Genomic DNA, 16825 nt, shown 5'->3' on the forward strand with positions numbered 1-16825 from the left:
TGTCCGGCCTGCGCCGCCGTCGTGCGGGAGCGGGGGAGCGGTGCCCCCGCCGATGTGATCTTCGCGGTGTCCGGTCCCGGTGGTGCCTCCCGGGACCGGACACCGTCTGCGCATACGCTGTCCGTCGAGTCCGGAGCCGGTTCCGGAGAGCCGACTTTGACCGACAGTGAGGAAAGCCGTGCGCCGCACCGCCGGGTTGCTTGTCACCCTGCCCCTGTTGCTGGCGGTGGCCTGCAGCAGTTCCACCAAGCCCGCCAGCCAGGTCACGCCCAGCGCGTCGCCCAGCGCGGCGCCCACCGTGCCCGCCCCGGTGAACGAGGCCTCGCCGATGCCGACCCTGTCCGGCGGGGGCTTCGGGAGCAAGGCCACCATCACCATCCCCGAGGGCCAGCAGCCCAGCGGGCAGTTCGTGGTGAACACCGTCAGCGAGGGCGACCGCTCCACCGTCAACAAGGGCGACTGGGTGACGGTCAACTACACCGCGAAGGACTGGACCACCGGCAAGGACCTGCCCAGTTCCTACGACTCCGGCGGCAAGCCGCAGCTCTACCAGGCGGGCAGCGGCCAGCTGGTGCCGGCCTTCGACCAGAGCGTGATCGGCAAGAAGGTCGGCAGCCGGCTGCTGGTCGTCGCACCGCCCGCCGCCGCGTTCGGGAGCCAGGGCAGCACCCAGCTCGGCGTCGCGGGGGGCGACACCGTGGTCTTCGTGCTGGACATCATGGAGAGCCTGCCGCCGGACGCCACGCTGTCCGGCACCATGACGCCGCCGCCGGCCAACCTGCCGCAGGTCAAGGACAACGGCAAGGCCGCGGTGACCATCACCGTGCCGGCCGGGCAGGAGCCGCCGACCGAGCTCCAGCAGGCCGTGCTGATCAAGGGCGAGGGCAAGCAGGTCAAGTCCGGGCAGACCCTGGTCGTGCAGTACACCGGGGTGCTGTGGGCCAACGGCCAGCAGTTCGACTCCTCCTGGAGCCACGGCGGGGCGCAGGCCCTGCAGATCGGCACCGGCAGCGTCATCGAGGGCTGGGACAAGGGGCTGGTCGGGCAGACCGTCGGCAGCCGGGTCGAACTCGTGGTGCCGCCGGCCCTCGGGTACAAGGACCAGGCGCAGGGCGCCGTGCCGCCGAACTCCACCCTGGTCTTCGTGATCGACATCCTGGAAGCGGTCTAGCGTCCGTCAGGTTCGGGAGCCTCTCGGCGGACGCTTCCCGGACCTTCTGCCGGACGTTCCGCCGGACGTTCCGCCGGACCTTCTGCCGGACCGCGCCGACGCGGGGAACACGGAGATCCTTCCCCCGGGCTGGTTCCGGCCCGGGGGGATTCCGTACGCTTGGGCGGGCGCTCGCACACGGAAGCGCCCGCCCTCATCCTGACCTGTCATACTGCCCTCGCACTGTGGTAGGCGCCGCCGGCGTCCGGGGTCCGGGCGGGCAGTGCGACAGCACCCCGGCGCCACCACGCCGGCCGTAGACCTCGAATACCTCGTGGCGAGATGGATGGGGAGTCATGTCTGAGAAAGAGTCGAGCCCGGGCGGGTCCGGCACCGCGCACGGTAACTCCGTCGGAGACCCGGCCGACTCGCGGCCCGGCGGCCCGCTCCCGGGCGACGGCGAGTCGATCATCGTCCCCCCGGCGATCCTGCGGCAGCAGGCCGGCTGGGGCGGCACCGACGAGGCGCCGCGGACGGCAGGGACGAAGACCGACGACGTCCCGCAGATCTTCGCGTCCACCGTCCGCCGCCAGGACGGCTCCGAGGCCGGGTACGACGAGAACCCCGGCAACGTCGGCCGGCTCGGTGTGATCCTCGGCACCGTCCTGGGCGTCCTGCTCATCGGCAGCGCCGTCACCCTGTACCTGGTGAACAAGGACGGCTCCTCCGACGACAGCGCCGCCGCCAAGCCGGACACCGCCAAGTCCGCCCCGGCCACGCCGAGCGCCGAGCCCGTCCCGCCGATCAAGGACAGCGCCAAGGTGCTGCCGACCGTCACCGGCGAGTTCGGCAAGAAGGCCACCATCGAGGTGCCGCCCGCCGACCAGGCCGACGGCAGCTTCGTGGTGAAGGTCCTCTCCGAGGGCAGCGGCCCCAAGGTCGAGAAGAACTCCTGGACCTCGGTCGACTACACCGGCAAGGACTGGAACACCGGCAAGGACATCCCGTCCTCGTACGACGACAAGGGCAAGCCGCAGATCTTCCAGGCCGGCACCGACGCCCTCATCCCGGCGCTCGACCAGGCCGTCGTCGGCAAGAAGGCCGGCTCCCGGCTGCTCGTCGTCGCCCCGCCGGCCGCCGCCTTCGGCGCCCAGGGCAACCCCAGCATGTCGATCGGGGCGAAGGACAACCTGGTCTTCGTCATCGACATCCGCAACAGCAACGCCCCCGACGCCGTGGTCAGCGGCACCGTGACCCCGCCGCCCGCGGACTTCCCGCAGGTCAAGGACAACGGCAAGAAGCCCGCCGACATCACCCCGGTGCCCGGCGCCGCCGACCCGACCGAGCTCAAGAGCCACGTCCTGATCAAGGGCGAGGGCCGCAAGGTCGAGAAGGGCGAGAAGATCCTCGTCCAGTACACCGGCGCGCTGTTCAAGGACGGCAAGGTCTTCGACTCCTCGCTCAGCAAGGGCCAGGCGTTCTCCTTCCCGCTCGGCGGCGGCCAGGTCATCGCCGGCTGGGACCAGGGCCTGGAGGGCCAGACCATCGGCAGCCGGGTCGAGCTGGTCATCCCGGCCTCCCTCGGCTACAAGGACCAGGCCCAGGGCGACATCCCGGCCAACTCCACGCTGGTCTTCGTCGTCGACATCCTCGACGCCGGTCAGGGCTGATCCACTTTCGGGTGACAATGGTGTGCGTGTGACCTCCGGGTCCGGCCGCGTGGCCGGACCCGGACGGCGGCGGGCGCCCGTACCGTGGTCCGGGAACGGACCGGGTGCGGGCGCCCGCCGCTTGGTCATGGACCGAACCAACCGTGAGAAGAGGCACAGTGAGCAAGCCTGAGATCGACTTCCCGGTCGGCGACGCGCCGACCGAGCTCCAGATCCGCGACATCACCGTCGGCACCGGCGAGGAGGCCAAGCCGGGCCAGACCGTCGAGGTCCACTACGTCGGCGTGACCTTCGCGACCGGCGAGGAGTTCGACGCCAGCTGGAACCGCGGCTCGACCTTCAAGTTCCCGCTCGGTGGCGGCCGCGTCATCAAGGGCTGGGACCAGGGCGTCGCCGGCATGAAGGTCGGCGGCCGCCGCGAGCTGGTCATCCCGCCGCACCTGGCCTACGGCAACCAGTCGCCGAGCCCGCTCATCCCGGCCGGCTCGACCCTGATCTTCGTGGTCGACCTGATCGGCGTCTGAGCACACCCCGCAGAAGCGCGGACCACCAGGGCCGCACCCCGTCCGCGGGGTGCGGCCCCACGCGTTCCCGGACTCGGCTTTTGCACCGCGTACCGCTACCGGTACGGTCGGTCCCGCCGGGTCCACGACGCCCGGCGGGCACACCCCGCGCGCGGCGCGGCACACCGGAAGGGTCAGCGATGGCGATCGCCAAGGCAGAGCGGCTGATGAATCTCGCCCTGTGCCTGATGAACACCAGACGTCCGCTCTCCAAGAAGGAGCTGCGGGAATCCATCGAGGCCTACCGCGAAGCCTGGCAGCACAGCAGCGAGGAAGCCTTCAACCGGATGTTCGAGCGGGACAAGGACGACCTGCGCGAACTCGGACTGGTCATCGACGTCGACGAGAACGCCCTCGACGGCGAACTCGGCTACCTCGCCCGCGCCGACCGCAACCGCCTGCCGGAGATCGCCCTCGACGCCGAGGAAGCCGCCGCGCTCACCCTGGCCGCCCGCGTCTGGCAGCAGGCCAAGATGTCCGGCGCCGCCAGCGGCGCCCTCCAGAAGCTGCGCGCCGCCGGCGTCCCGTTCACCGAGACCGAGGGCCGACCCGCCCTCGAACCGCGCATCCCCGCCCGCGAAGCCGCGTTCGAACCGCTGCTCACCGCCGCCCGCGACCGCCGCCCGGTCACCTTCGACTACCGCAAGGCCGGTGCCGCCGCCGCCCAGCAGCGCAGCGTCGAGCCCTGGGCCCTGGAATGCTGGCGCGGCCACTGGTACCTGGCCGGCTGGGACCGCGACCGCGAGGACGCCCGGGTGTTCCGGCTCGGCCGGATCACCGGCAAGGTCCGCGCCCGGTCCGGCGCCTTCCTCGGCACCGTGCCCGAGCACGTCGACGTCCGCGCCACCGTCGCCAAGTTCGCCGGCGAGGGCGCCACCGCCACCGCCGTCGTCCGGGTCCGCCGCGGCGCCGGCTTCCCGCTGCGCACCAAGGCGCTCGGCACCCGCCGGATCGACGACACCTGGGACGAGCTCGACATCCCCTTCGGCAACGGGCTCGGCGCCGACCTCGCCGAGTTCGGGCCCGACGTGCTCGTCGTCGGCCCCGAGGAACTGCGGGCGGACGTCGTCGACCGGCTGCGCGCGGTGGCCGGCGCGGGGGCGGCCGGCACCGCCGGAGTGGACAGCACCGAGACCGAGGACGTGCGGGCATGAGCAACGCGATCGACCAGACCCGGCGGATGCTCTCGCTGGTCACCTACCTGCGCGAGCGCCCCGGCGCCGAGGTGGCCGAGGTCGCCCGCGCCTTCGGCATCAGCGAGCGCGAACTCATCGCCGACCTCAACGTGCTCCCGATGTGCGGCACCAGCTTCCGCGGCGGCGACCTGCTCGACATCGACACCGACGGCGAGCGGATCTGGTGGCACAACGTCGACGACGTCGCGCAGCCGCTGCGCCTCGCCGCCGACGAGGCGACCGCCCTGCTGGTCGCCGCCCGCGCCGTCGCCGGTCTGCCCGGCCTGCGGGCCGGCGACCGCGAGGCCCTCACCCGGGCCGTCGCCAAGATCGAGAACGCGGCGGGGGAGAGCGCCGAGGGCAGCGCCCGGGTCGGCGTCACCTTCGAGGCCGAGAGCCACGTCTTCGCCGACATCGACCGCGCCCTCAGCGAGGGCCGCCGGCTCTGGCTGCGCTACTACTCGCACGGGCGCGGCGGCATGACCGAGCGCGAGGTCGACCCGATCCGGCTGCTCACCGAGGGCCACACCTACCTCGAGGCCTGGTGCCGGACCTCCGAGGACCACCGGATGTTCCGGCTCGACCGGGTCGCCGAGATCAAGGTCCTCGACGTCCCCGCCGACCCGCCCAAGCGCGAGCCGCGCGACCTCTCCGGCGGACTGGTCAACCCCTCCGCCGACGACCCCGAGGTCGTCGTCGAGGTCTCCTCCGGCGGGCGCTGGGTCGCCGAGTACTACACCCACGACCACGCCGAGGAACTGCCCGACGGCGGACTGCGGATCACCCTGCGCAGCGCCGACCCCTCGCAGCTGCGGCCGCTGGCCCTGCGGCTGGGCCGGGACGGGCGGATCGTCTCCCCGCCCGCGCTCGTCGAGCAGGCCCGGGCCGCGGCACTGGAGGCGCTCGCCCACTACGGTGACGGGCTGGTCTGAGCCGTGGAGCCCGGTACCAGATTCAAGGTGTACTGCTCCGAGTGCCGGGAGAAGGTCGAGGTGCCGGCCGAGGGGTTCCGGCTGACCTTCGGCCGCACGGCGGACCGGACGCACTACAGCTTCTCCTGCCCGCTGTGCGGGGCGGCGGTGCGCAAGCCGGCCGGGGAGAAGATCGTCGCGGCGCTGACCGAGGCCGGGGTGCGGACCATGCGGCTGGTGCCGGCCGAGCAGTGAGCCGGGGCGGGGGCCGTGCAGCAGCGCACATCGCCGGCCCCGGCCCCCGGCCCGGCGGCGGGTCCGCGGTGCGGGGCACCCGGCGGCGCGGTCCGGGCGGCGCGTTCCCGGGCGCGGGCGGGCCGATAGGGTGGGGCCATGTCCTGGATGCCCGTCGCCGCAGTCCTCCTCGTCACCGCCGGCCTGCTGGTGCTCGGTGTCCTCGCGGTCCGGCTCTGGCTGGACGTGCGGGCGCTGGCCGAGGGAGTGGACACGGCCTCCCGGGCGCTGGCCGAGGCGGCCGAGGACCTCGCGGCCTCGGCGGCGGCCCGCCCCTGAGCCCGGGGAGTCCGGTCCGGCGGACGCGGGGGGCTGCTGCTCGGCGGTAGGGGCGCGTTACGCTCTCAGATGGCTCCTGAAGACGGACGGGGGGCCGCTGTCCTGTTCGGGCGGCCGTCGTCACGGTGTCATCCGCAGCGGTTACCATCCCCGCAGCGAGCGGCCCGGTCGGTGCCGCCGAGACTGAAGGTGGTCGAGCATGCGGGTCTCGTTCACCGCGATCCTGGTGGTCGCGGTCATTGCCATTGTGCTCTTCGGCGCCAAGCGGCTGCCGGACCTGGCACGCTCGCTCGGCCAGTCGGCCCGGATCCTCAAGAGCGAGGCCAAGGCGATGCGCACCGACGGCTCCGCCGACACCCCGGCCGCGCCCGCCCCGGCGGCGGCCGAGGGTGTCGCCGCGAAGACCATCCAGTCCGCCCCGGGCGCGTCCGCAGGCGCCCGCCCGGTGAGCGAGCCGTCCGCCGGGCAGTCCGCCGGCCAGTCCGCGAGTCACTCCGCCCCGGAGGGCGGGACGCGCTGAACGCGCGCCGCACGCCACCACTGGAGGCCCGCCGACCGGCGGGCCCCGACGCACGAGTTGAGGACCGGGGTTGAGCAAGCTCACAAAGGCGCCGAAGACGGCCAAGGATCCCGAGGGGCGGATGGCCCTCGCCGACCACCTGCGGGAACTGCGCAACCGCGTGGTCAAATCGGTCCTGGCGATCGTGCTGTTCACGATCATCGCGCTGATCTTCCACAAGCAGATCGAGACGTTCCTGCTCAAGCCGCTGCCGCAGTGCAACCCGGACACGATCGCGTCCACCAAGGGCCGCTGCGCCCAGGTCTCGACCATCGGTCTGACCGCGGGCTTCAACTGGATGCTCAAGGTCGCGCTGACCGCGGCCGTGGTCGCGACCGTGCCGGTCTGGCTGTACCAGCTGTGGGCCTTCGTGGCGCCCGGTCTGCACAAGCACGAGCGCAAGTACACCGTCATCTTCCTGGCCTGCGGCGCGCCGCTGTTCCTGGCCGGTGTGGCGCTGGCGATCATGCTGCTGCCGCTGACCGTCGAGGTCCTGATCTCGTTCACCCCGAACGAGACCACGCCGATCCTGCCGCCCGCGGACTACTTCGACATCGCCACCCGCCTGGTGCTGGTGTTCGGTCTGGCCTTCGAGTTCCCGCTGCTGCTGGTCATGCTGAACCTGGTCGGCGTCGTCACCGGGAAGCGGCTGCTCGGCTGGTGGCGCGGCATGGTGATGGGCATCACCGTGTTCGCGGCCTTCGCGACGCCGAGTGCCGACCCGCTGAGCATGCTGGCGCTGGCGGCGCCGATCTGGGGCCTGTACTTCGTCGCGGTCGGTGTGGCGATGCTGAACGACCGCCGTCGGGCCCGGCGCAACCCGGACCTCGCGCTGGACGACGAGGAGGCCTCGCACGTGGACCTCTCGGTGGCACCGGTCGCCGGGGCCGAGGCGATCGAGGCCTCCGCCACGCCGAGCGCCTCCGGTCATGTGCCGGCCGCGCGGCAGGAGCAGATGGACGACATCACCTGATCCGTCGCGGGTGATCCCGCCGAGCCCCGGCCCACCGTTCCGCGGTGGGCCGGGGCTTTTTGGTGCGACTCGCCCGATCTTGCCCGGACAGTCTTGGCAGGTTCGATGGCATGTGACATATTACTGGCGTGTCCTACTCACAGAGACTCCCGGATGTCGTGGTGGTCGGAGCCGGCGTCGTCGGCGCCGCCTGCGCGTACTACGCCGCGCGGGCCGGACTCGCCGTCGACGTCGTCGACCGCGGCCCGGTCGCCGGCGGCACCACCGGCGCCGGCGAGGGCAACCTGCTCGTCTCCGACAAGGAGCCCGGTCCCGAGCTCGACCTCGCCCTGTACTCGGGCGGGCTCTGGCGCGAACTCGCCGCCGAGTTCGGTGCCGCCGTCGAGTACGAGGACAAGGGCGGCCTGGTGGTCGCCGGTACGCCCGAACGGCAGGAGGCGCTGCGCGCGTTCGCGGCCGGGCAGGCCGGCTCCGGCGTCCTCGCCGAGGAGGTCCCCGGCGAGCGGCTCCGCGAGCTGGAGCCGCACCTCGCCCCCGGGCTGGCCGGAGGATTCCACTACCCCCAGGACGCCCAGGTCCAGCCCGCGCTGGCCGCCGCGCAGCTGCTGCGTGCGGCTCGGCGCGCGGGTGCCCGGCTGTACACCGGCGAGGCCGTCCGGGCGGTGCGGATCGGCGCCGACGGTGCCGTCCGCGGGGTCGAGACCGAGCGGCGGCGGCTGGACGCGGCCGCGGTGGTCAACGCCGCCGGCACCTGGGGCGGGGAGCTGGCCGCGTTGGCCGGCGTCGGGCTGCCGGTGCTGCCGCGGCGCGGGTTCGTCCTGGTGACCGAGCCGCTGCCGCGGATCGTCCGGCACAAGGTGTACGCCGCCGACTACGTGGCCGACGTCGCCAGCGGCTCGGCCGCCCTGCAGACCTCGGCCGTGGTCGAGGGGACGCCGGGCGGGCCGGTGCTGATCGGCGCCAGCCGCGAGCGGGTCGGCTTCGACCGCACCCTCTCGGTCGAGGTGCTGCACCGGCTGGCGGCCCAGGCGGCCGCGCTGTTCCCGGTGCTGGCCGGGGTGAACGTGATGCGCGCCTACCGGGGCTTCCGTCCGTACCTTCCGGACCACCTGCCCGCGATCGGCGCCGACCCCCGGGTGCCCGGCCTGTACCACGCCTGCGGCCACGAGGGCGCCGGCATCGGGCTGGCCCCGGGCACCGGGGCGCTGATCGCCCAGCAGCTCACCGGCAAGGACCCGGAACGCGACCTCGCGCCCTTCCGGCCCGACCGCTTCCCGGCGGCGGACGCCGCCGCCTGAGGGGTCCCGCGCACTTTGCAAAGTGCGCGAGGACTTTGCAAAGTGCACTTTGCAAAGTGCGCGGACACCCGCGGGGCGGCGCCGCAGGTACCCGGTGTGCCGGCCGGGTACGCGGCGCCGCGGGTGCCCGGACCCGCTTCCCCCCGGGGCCGCCCGCCTCCCGGTACCCCCCTCGCCAATCCCACGACCGGCTCGTGAGCTGAACGGAGAACCCCCACCCATGCGCCGTACCCGCACCCCCGCGGAGCTGGTCCGGGCCGAGCCCGGGCCCGCCCACACCATCGACTTCGACGGTCGGCCCGTGCCCGCGCTGCCCGGGCAGACGATCGCCGCCGCCCTCTGGGCCGACGGCGTGCTGGCCTGGCGCACCACCCGGGTCGGCGGGAAGCCGCGCGGGGCGTTCTGCGGCATCGGCGCCTGCTTCGACTGCCTGGCCACCGTCGACGGGCGGCCCAACCAGCGCACCTGCCTGCTGCCGGCCGAGCCCGGCACCACCGTCACCACCCAGGAGGGCCACGGCCGTGCCGACCTCGAAGTCTGAGCCCGCGCAGTCCCCGGGGCCCCACCGCCCCGGCGGCCCGTGCCACGATCTCGCGGTGATCGGCGCCGGCCCCGGCGGCCTCGCCGCCGCCGTGACCGCCGCCGACCTCGGCCTGCGCTGCGTCCTGGTCGACGCCGGCCGGAGCACCGGCGGGCAGTTCTACCGCCACCCCGCGCCCGGCCTCGGCGCCGCCCGCCCCGACCGGCTGCACCACGGCTGGTCCGTCTACACCGGCCTCTCCGACCGGCTCGCCGCCCATCGCGCGGCCGGCCGGGTCGAACTGCTCACCGGCCACCAGGTCTGGGCGCTGGAGCGGGCCGGGGACGGCGACTGGCGGCTGCACGCCACCACCGGCCCGGACGCCGACGACCGGACCACCGTCCGCGCCGCCGCCGTCCTGCTCGCCACCGGCGCGTACGAGCGGCAGCTGCCCTTCCCCGGCTGGACCCTGCCCGGGGTGGTCACCGCGGGCGGCGCGCAGGCCATGCTCAAGGCCGGTCTGGTGCTGCCCGGCCGACGGATCGTGGTGGCGGGCAGCGGCCCGCTGCTGCTCGCGGCGGCCTCCTCCCTGGTCACGGCCGGCGCCGAGGTGCCGGCCGTGGTGGAGGCCACCGCGTACCTCGGGTACGCCCGGCGCCCCGGCGTGCTGGCCGCTGTCCCGGCCAAGCTGGTCGAGGGCGCCGGGCACGGTTCGGCGCTGCTGCGCCACGGCGTCCGGCTGCGGCCGCGCAGCGCGGTGGTCGAGGCGCACGGCACCGACCGGGTCACCGCCGTGACGGTGGCCCGGCTGGACGCCCAGTGGCGTCCGGTGCCCGGTACCGAGCGGCGGATCGCCTGCGACGCGCTCGCCGTCGGCCACGGTCTGGTGCCGCAGATCGAGCTGGCCACCGAGCTGGGCGCGGCCACCAGGACCACTCCCGACGGAACGGCCGCGCTCGAGGTCGACGCCCGTCTGCGGACCACCGTGCCCGGGCTCTGGGCGGCCGGCGAGGCCTGCGGTGTCGGCGGCGCCGACCTCGCGATCGCCGAGGGCGAGCTGGCGGCGCACGCGGTCGCGGACCGGCCGGTCCGGGCCGCGCTGCTGCGCCGCCGCTCCCGGCTGCGGGCCTTCGCCGAGCTGATGGCCGCCGCGCACCGGCCCGGCCCGGGCTGGACCGACTGGCTGCGGGAGGACACCGATGTCTGCCGCTGCGAGGAGGTCCCGGCCGGGCGGATCAAGGAGGCGGTGGACGAGCTGGGCGCGGGCGACGCGCGCACCGTCAAGCTGCTGACCAGGGCCGGGATGGGCTGGTGCCAGGGCCGGATGTGCGGTCCGGCGGTGGCCTGCCTGGCGGGCGGCGCCGACCGGGCCGAGGTCCGGCCGGACAGCCGGCCGTTCTCCTGCCCCGTTCCGCTCGGGCAACTCGCGGCCGAGCGGGGCGATCCGGACGGCCCGGACCACCGGGCCGACGAGGGGCACGAGGACCACCAGGGCCATCGGGACCACCAGGACGACCGGCAGGACCGGTAGCACCGGCCGGATTCGGACCGACCGGCCGCTCCCCGTCGGCCGGTCGGTCCGAATCCGACCGAAAACGCCCGGTGGTGGCTCTTGTCTCCACCGCGCGCCTTCTAATAAAATGTCACACCTCACCAAGGAGTCATCCGTGTCCCAGATCTCGCACGACACCACCCGGCCCTGGCGCGGCATCATGGTCGCCACCACGCTCCCGCTGCGCCCGGACCTCTCCGTCGACTACGACGCGTACGCCGACCACGTCCGCTGGCTGATCGAGTCGGGTTGCGACGGTGTCGTCCCCAACGGCTCGCTCGGCGAGTACCAGACCCTGACCGCCGAGGAGCGCGCCAAGGTCGTCGAGGTCGCGGTCGAGGCCGCCGGTGACGGCTCCCGCGTGATGCCCGGCGTCGCCGCCTACGGCAGCGCCGAGTCCCGCCGCTGGGCCGAGCAGGCCGCCGAGGCCGGCGCCGGCTCCGTGCTGCTGCTGCCGCCGAACGCCTACCGGGCCGACCACGACGCCGTCCGCGGGCACTACGCCGAGGTCGCCAAGGCCGGCGTGCCGATCGTCGCCTACAACAACCCGATCGACACCAAGGTCGACCTGGTTCCGGCGCTGCTCGCCGAGCTGCACGCCGAGGGCTCGATCGTCGCGGTCAAGGAGTTCAGCGGCGACGTCCGCCGGGCCTACGAGATCGCGGAGCTGGCCCCGGGCCTGGACCTGCTGATCGGCGCCGACGACGTGCTGCTGGAGCTGGCCCTGGCCGGCGCCGTCGGCTGGATCGCCGGTTACCCGAACGCGCTGCCGGAGGCGAGCGCCGCGCTGTACAAGGCCGCGATCGCCCACGACCTGGGCACCGCGCTGCCGCTGTACAAGTCGCTGCACTCGCTGCTGCGCTGGGACTCCAAGACCGAGTTCGTCCAGGCGATCAAGCTCTCCATGGACATCGCCGGCCGCCCCGGCGGTCCGACCCGCGCGCCGCGCCTGCCGCTGACGCCGGAGATCGAGGCGGCCGTCCGCGCGGCCACCGAGAAGGCGCTGGCCGAGGGCCTCGCCTGACCCGGACCGGATTTCCGGTTCCGAGTGTCCGGGACGGCCGGCTGCGGGGGCAGCCGGCCTCCGGGCCACCTTCCGGCCCCGCCGGTCCACCCCCGTCCGGACCGTCCCGGCCTCGACGAATGCCAGCCATCTCCCCACCCACGGAGCGTCAGCAGATGCGCAGCCGTCACGTCTTCCACGCCGTCGACTCGCACACCGAGGGCATGCCCACCCGGGTCGTCACCGGTGGCTTCGGTGTCATTCCCGGTGCCACCATGGCCGAGCGCCGGACGTACTTCCAGGAGCACCTGGACCACTTCCGGACCCTGCTGATGTACGAGCCCCGCGGCCACGCCGCGATGAGCGGCGCCGTCCTGCAGCCGCCGACCCGGCCGGACGCCGACTTCGGCGTGCTCTACATCGAGGTCTCCGGCCTGCTGCCGATGTGCGGCCACGGCACCATCGGCGTGGCCACCGTGCTGGTCGAGACCGGCATGGTGCCGGTCGTCGAACCGGTCACCACCGTCCGGCTGGACACCCCGGCGGGCCTGGTGATCGCCGATGTCGCGGTCGAGAACGGTGCCGCCACGGCGGTCACCATCCGCAACGTGCCGTCCTACTCGGAGGCGCTGGACCGCAAGATCGAGGTCCCGGGCCACGGCACGGTGACCTACGACCTGGCGTACGGCGGCAACTTCTACGCGATCCTGCCGCTCGCGGAGTTCGGCCTGCCGTTCGAGCGGGAGCGCAAGCAGGAGATCCTGGACGCCGGCCTCGCCCTCATGGACGCCATCAACGCGGGCCCGGACCGGCCGGTGCACCCGGAGAACCCGTCCATCCACAGCTGCCACCACGTGCAGCTGCTGGCCCCCGGCTCGACCGCCGAGCACTCGCGGCACGCGATGGCCATCCACCCCGGCTGGTTCGACCGCTCGCCCTGCGGCACCGGCACCTCGGCCCGGATGGCCCAGCTGCACGCGCGCGGCGAGCTGCCGCTGGACCGCGACTTCCGCAACGACTCCTTCATCGGGACCACCTTCACCGGGCGGCTGGTGGAGGAGACCGAGGTGGGCGGGCGCCCGGCCGTCGTGCCGACCGTCACCGGGCGGGCCTGGATCACCGGCACCGCCCAGTACTTCCTCGACCCCAGCGACCCGTTCCCGGCCGGCTTCCTGCTCTGACCGGGGCCACGGCCTCCCGCTCCGCCCCGGCCCCGCTCCGCCCCGCTTCCCGCTCCGCCCCGGCCCCGCGCCGGCCGGCCCCCCCGTCCCGGGGCCGGCCACCCACCGCGGGGCCGGGCCTCCGACCCGCTCCGAAAACCCGTCGAACCCCCGAAGGGCTGCCTGCAGTGACGATCCGTTCGTACAACCCCGCCGACCCCGCGGACCTCGTCGCCGAGGCGCCCGCCCCCGGTGCCGAGGCCGTCCTGGCCACCGTCGCCCGCGCCCGCGCCGCCCAGCCCGGCTGGCTCGCCGCCGGCGCCGGCGGCCGCTCGGCCGCGCTCACCCGGATCGCCGCCGTCGTCGAGGCGCACGCCGAGGAGCTGGCCGAGCTGGTCGTCCGCGAGGTCGGCAAGCCGGTCGCCGAGGCGCGCGGCGAGGTCGCCCGCACCGTCGCGATCTGGCGCTACTACGCGCAGGCGCCGTTCGCGGCCTCCGGCGAGGTGCACGAGACCGCCGGCGGGCCCGGCCTGCTGCTCACCCGCCGCCGCCCGTACGGGGTCGCCGGCCTGGTCACGCCGTGGAACTTCCCGCTGGCGATCCCCACCTGGAAGGCCGCCCCGGCGCTGGCCGTCGGCAACACCGTGGTGCTCAAGCCCTCCTCGGAGGCGATCGGCTGCGCCCGCCGGCTGGCCGAGCTGGTCGCCGAGGCCGGGCTGCCGGCCGATGTCTTCACCGTGCTGCCCGGCGGCGGCGCCGAGGGCGGCACCCTGGTCGGCGCGGCCGACGTGGTCTCCTTCACCGGCTCCACCGGCGTCGGCCGCCAGGTCGTCCGCACCGCCACGGACCGCGGCATCCCGGTCCAGGCCGAGCTCGGCGGGCTGAACACCGCGATCGTCCTGCCCGACGCCGACATCGACCAGGCCGCCGCCCACCTCGCCAACGCGATCGCCGGCTACGCGGGGCAGAAGTGCACCGCCACCAGCCGGGTGGTCGCGGTCGGTGGGGCCTACGAGCCGCTGCGCGCCGCCCTGGTCAAGGCGCTCGGCCAGGTCGACGGCACCTCCTGCGGGCCGGTCATCAACGAGGCCACCCGGGACGAGATCACCGCGGCCGTCGACTCCGCCCGGGAGGCCGGTGCCGAGGTGCTGACCGGCGGCGGCGCGCCCGCCCGGGACGGCTGGTACCTGGAGCCGACCCTGGTCGCCGGGGTCCCGGACGAGCACCCGCTGAGCCGGGAGGAGTTCTTCGGCCCGATCGCCGTGCTGCACGCGGCGGCCGACCTGGACGAGGCGATCGCGCTCGCCAACAACACCCCGTACACGCTGTCCGCCTCGGTGCACACCCGCGACCTGGACGCGGCGCTCGCCACCGCCGACCGGCTGAACGCCGGCATGATCCGGGTCAACGCGCCGTCCAGCGGTGTCGACTTCCACCTGCCGTTCGGCGGCGCCAAGGGCGCCAGCCACGGTGCCCGCGAGCAGGGGCAGGCCGCGCTGGACTTCTACACCCAGAGCCGCACCGTCACCCTGCTGCCGGGCGGAGGCGCCTGATGACCTCGGACCTCCCCGGCCGGGAGGCGCCCGCGGCGGTGCACGTCGACACGGTCGACTACCACACGGCCGGCGAGCCGTTCCGGATCGTCGTCGGCGGCACACCCGTCGTCCCCGGCGACAGCGTCGCCGAGCGGCGGGCGATCGCGATCGGTGCCGGCGGCACCGCCACCGCGCCCCGGCCCGGCCCGCTGGACGACGTCCGGCAGCTGCTCACCCGTGAGCCGCGCGGCCACGCCGGGATGTACGGCGGCTTCCTGGTGCCGCCCGACGACGATGGGGCCGACCTCGGCGTGCTGTTCTGGCACAAGGACGGCTACTCGACCGCCTGCGGCCACGGCACCATCGCGCTCGGCGCCTGGGCGGTCGACTCCGGCCTGGTCGCCGCGCCCGACTACGGCGTCGCCCGGGTCCGGATCGACGTGCCGTCCGGCCGGGTCACCGCGCTGGTCAACCGGTCCGCCGGGCGGACCACCGGGGTGACCTTCCGCAACGTGCCCTCCTGGGTGAGCGAGCTGAAGCTCCCGGTGGAGACCTCGCGCGGCACCGTCGAGGTGGCCGTGGCCCACTCCGGCGCCTGCTACGTCTCCGTCCCGGCCGCGGCCCTCGGCCTCTCGGTGACCCTCGACCGGCTGCCCGAGCTCACCGCCGCCGGCCGGGAGATCCGGGCCGCGCTGGCCGACTCCCCGGCCGTGCGGCACCCGGTGGACCCGCGGCTGTCCGGCGTCTACGGCGTCATCCTGTTCGACGAGCTCCCGTCGGTGGACGGCGCGCTGAACCAGCGCAACGTCACCGTCTTCGCGGACGGCCAGATCGACCGCTCGCCGTGCGGCTCCGGCAGCTCGGCCCGGCTGGCGGTGCTGGCCGCCGAGGGGCGGCTCGCCCCGGGCGCGGAGCTGCGGCACGAGTCGATCGTCGGCACGGTCTTCGGCGGGCGGGTCCTGCCCGGCGGCGACCCGTGGGGCGACGGCGTGGTCACCGAGGTGACCGGCACCGCGCACCGGACCGGCGAGCACCGCTTCGTGCTCGACCCGCAGGACACGCTCGGCGCGGGGTTCCTGCTGTGAGCGGCGACCTGCGGACCGCCCCCGTACCGCCCGGCGTGGCGGCCGAGCCGCTCCGGCCCGCCGCGCCGGGCTCCGTCGCCGCCGTCCCGGCCGTCCCGGGCTCCGTCGCCGTCGTCCCGGCCGCCCCGGCCGGTGGGCCGATCGCCGCGCCGATCGCCGCGCCGACCGCCGGGCCGGTGGTGCTGCCGACCGGCGCGGTCGCACTGACGCCGGAGGAGGCGGCACGGGCGATCGAGGGGGTGCTGCTCGAAGGACTCGACCCGGAGAGCGCCCCCGCCCGCTCGGCGGTCCCGGTACCGGCCGGCGAACTGCTGATGATGCCGGCCGCCTCCGCGGCCTACGTCGGGGTGAAGATCGCCGGTGTCGCGCCCGCCAATCCCGCCGCCGGGCTGCCCCGGATCACCGGTGGCTACCTGCTGCTGGACGGTCCGACCCTGCAGCCGGTCGCCCTGCTCGACGGCATCGCGCTGACCTCGCTGCGCACCCCCGCGGTCACGGCCGTCGCGCTGGACCGGCTGGCGGTGCCGGAGGCGGAGCACCTGGTGCTGTTCGGCTCGGGTCCGCAGGCCTACGGGCACCTGGACGCCCTGCTCGCCGTCCGCCGGCTGACCCGGGTGACCGTGGTCGCCCGCAGCGCGGAGCCGGCCGGGGCGCTGGTCCGGTACGCCCGGGGGCTCGGCCTGGAGGCCGCCGCCGGGACCTCGGCCGCGGTGGCGGAGGCGGACCTGGTGGTCTGCTGCACCACCGCCCGCACGCCGCTGTTCGACGGCGCGCTGGTGCCGGACCACGCGGCGGTGGCCGCGGTCGGCTCGCACGAGGTGGACGCCCGCGAGGTGGACGAGGTACTGGTCGGCCGGTCCGCCCTGTACGTGGAGGCCCGGGCCGCCGCGCTGCGGGAGGCCGGTGACCTGCTGATGGCGGGTGTGACCGGTGCCGACCCGCTGTGGAACCTGGCCGAGCTGGTACGGGGCGAGGCCCCGGTTCCGGCCGACCGGCCGAGGTTCTTCAAGAGCGTCGGCATGGCCTGGCAGGACCTCGCGGTCGCGGCCGAGGTGCACCGGTGCGGGACGGGCGGATAGGGCTTCCGGTCGGCACCGG

17 protein-coding genes are annotated in these 16825 nt (G+C 74.8%); all 17 read left to right on the plus strand.

The features are described from left to right. Positions 1-178: 178 nt before the first annotated feature. The 17 genes from BLU95_RS30010 to BLU95_RS30090 all read left to right on the plus strand — a co-directional run bounded on the left by BLU95_RS30010 (position 179) and on the right by BLU95_RS30090 (position 16806). Entirely contained in the window at positions 179-1171 is a 993-nt protein-coding gene (locus BLU95_RS30010) for an FKBP-type peptidyl-prolyl cis-trans isomerase (RefSeq protein WP_093862732.1), read from the plus strand. Between the two features lie 335 nt (positions 1172-1506). Continuing rightward, positions 1507-2820 carry an FKBP-type peptidyl-prolyl cis-trans isomerase gene (locus tag BLU95_RS30015; protein ID WP_093862733.1) on the plus strand — a complete coding sequence of 438 codons (1314 nt, stop codon included), beginning with the start codon at positions 1507-1509 and terminating at the stop codon, positions 2818-2820. A gap of 143 nt (positions 2821-2963) precedes the next feature. Further along, entirely contained in the window at positions 2964-3344 is a 381-nt protein-coding gene (locus BLU95_RS30020) for an FKBP-type peptidyl-prolyl cis-trans isomerase (protein ID WP_093862734.1), read from the plus strand. Positions 3345-3523: 179 nt separating this feature from the next. Then, positions 3524-4537 carry a helix-turn-helix transcriptional regulator gene (locus BLU95_RS30025; RefSeq protein WP_093862735.1) on the plus strand — a complete coding sequence of 338 codons (1014 nt, stop codon included), beginning with the start codon at positions 3524-3526 and terminating at the stop codon, positions 4535-4537. Further along, positions 4534-5490 carry a helix-turn-helix transcriptional regulator gene (locus BLU95_RS30030; protein ID WP_030395913.1) on the plus strand — a complete coding sequence of 319 codons (957 nt, stop codon included), beginning with the start codon at positions 4534-4536 and terminating at the stop codon, positions 5488-5490. The genes BLU95_RS30025 and BLU95_RS30030 overlap by 4 nt, the downstream gene beginning before the upstream one ends. A gap of 27 nt (positions 5491-5517) precedes the next feature. Beyond that, a complete protein-coding gene (locus tag BLU95_RS30035) occupies positions 5518-5724 on the plus strand; it encodes a hypothetical protein (RefSeq protein WP_231977872.1) in 207 nt (68 codons plus the stop codon). Positions 5725-5862: 138 nt separating this feature from the next. Then, entirely contained in the window at positions 5863-6042 is a 180-nt protein-coding gene (locus BLU95_RS30040) for a hypothetical protein (protein ID WP_093862736.1), read from the plus strand. Positions 6043-6241: 199 nt separating this feature from the next. Beyond that, positions 6242-6562: a Sec-independent protein translocase subunit TatA gene (tatA, locus tag BLU95_RS30045; RefSeq protein ID WP_093862737.1), complete on the plus strand. Its 321-nt coding sequence runs from the start codon at positions 6242-6244 to the stop codon at positions 6560-6562. Between the two features lie 121 nt (positions 6563-6683). After that, complete coding sequence (gene tatC, locus BLU95_RS30050; protein WP_093862738.1) at positions 6684-7574, plus strand: twin-arginine translocase subunit TatC; 891 nt, start codon at positions 6684-6686, stop codon at positions 7572-7574. Positions 7575-7702: 128 nt separating this feature from the next. Then, the gene (locus BLU95_RS30055) at positions 7703-8872 is read left to right on the plus strand and encodes an NAD(P)/FAD-dependent oxidoreductase (RefSeq protein WP_093862739.1); all 1170 of its coding nucleotides are present in this window, start codon (positions 7703-7705) and stop codon (positions 8870-8872) included. A gap of 220 nt (positions 8873-9092) precedes the next feature. Then, positions 9093-9413 carry a (2Fe-2S)-binding protein gene (locus tag BLU95_RS30060; RefSeq protein WP_030395919.1) on the plus strand — a complete coding sequence of 107 codons (321 nt, stop codon included), beginning with the start codon at positions 9093-9095 and terminating at the stop codon, positions 9411-9413. Continuing rightward, positions 9394-10923, plus strand: coding sequence for an FAD/NAD(P)-dependent oxidoreductase (locus tag BLU95_RS30065; protein WP_093862740.1), 1530 nt, complete (start codon positions 9394-9396; stop codon positions 10921-10923). The genes BLU95_RS30060 and BLU95_RS30065 overlap by 20 nt, the downstream gene beginning before the upstream one ends. Positions 10924-11104: 181 nt before the next feature. Continuing rightward, positions 11105-11968, plus strand: coding sequence for a dihydrodipicolinate synthase family protein (locus tag BLU95_RS30070; protein ID WP_400755198.1), 864 nt, complete (start codon positions 11105-11107; stop codon positions 11966-11968). Positions 11969-12123: 155 nt separating this feature from the next. After that, positions 12124-13128, plus strand: coding sequence for a proline racemase family protein (locus BLU95_RS30075; RefSeq protein ID WP_093862742.1), 1005 nt, complete (start codon positions 12124-12126; stop codon positions 13126-13128). Positions 13129-13286: 158 nt separating this feature from the next. Continuing rightward, on the plus strand, positions 13287-14660 hold the full coding sequence (locus tag BLU95_RS30080) for an aldehyde dehydrogenase family protein (protein WP_197698824.1): 1374 nt from the start codon (positions 13287-13289) through the stop codon (positions 14658-14660). Then, on the plus strand, positions 14660-15727 hold the full coding sequence (locus BLU95_RS30085; protein ID WP_093862744.1) for a proline racemase family protein: 1068 nt from the start codon (positions 14660-14662) through the stop codon (positions 15725-15727). Before BLU95_RS30080 ends, BLU95_RS30085 begins: the two co-directional genes overlap by 1 nt. After that, the gene (locus tag BLU95_RS30090) at positions 15724-16806 is read left to right on the plus strand and encodes an ornithine cyclodeaminase family protein (RefSeq protein ID WP_502689750.1); all 1083 of its coding nucleotides are present in this window, start codon (positions 15724-15726) and stop codon (positions 16804-16806) included. Before BLU95_RS30085 ends, BLU95_RS30090 begins: the two co-directional genes overlap by 4 nt. The last annotated feature ends 19 nt before the right edge of the window (positions 16807-16825 follow it).

Origin of the sequence: Streptomyces sp. TLI_053 (assembly GCF_900105395.1) — a bacterium.
Taxonomy (GTDB): Bacteria; Actinomycetota; Actinomycetes; order Streptomycetales; family Streptomycetaceae; genus Kitasatospora.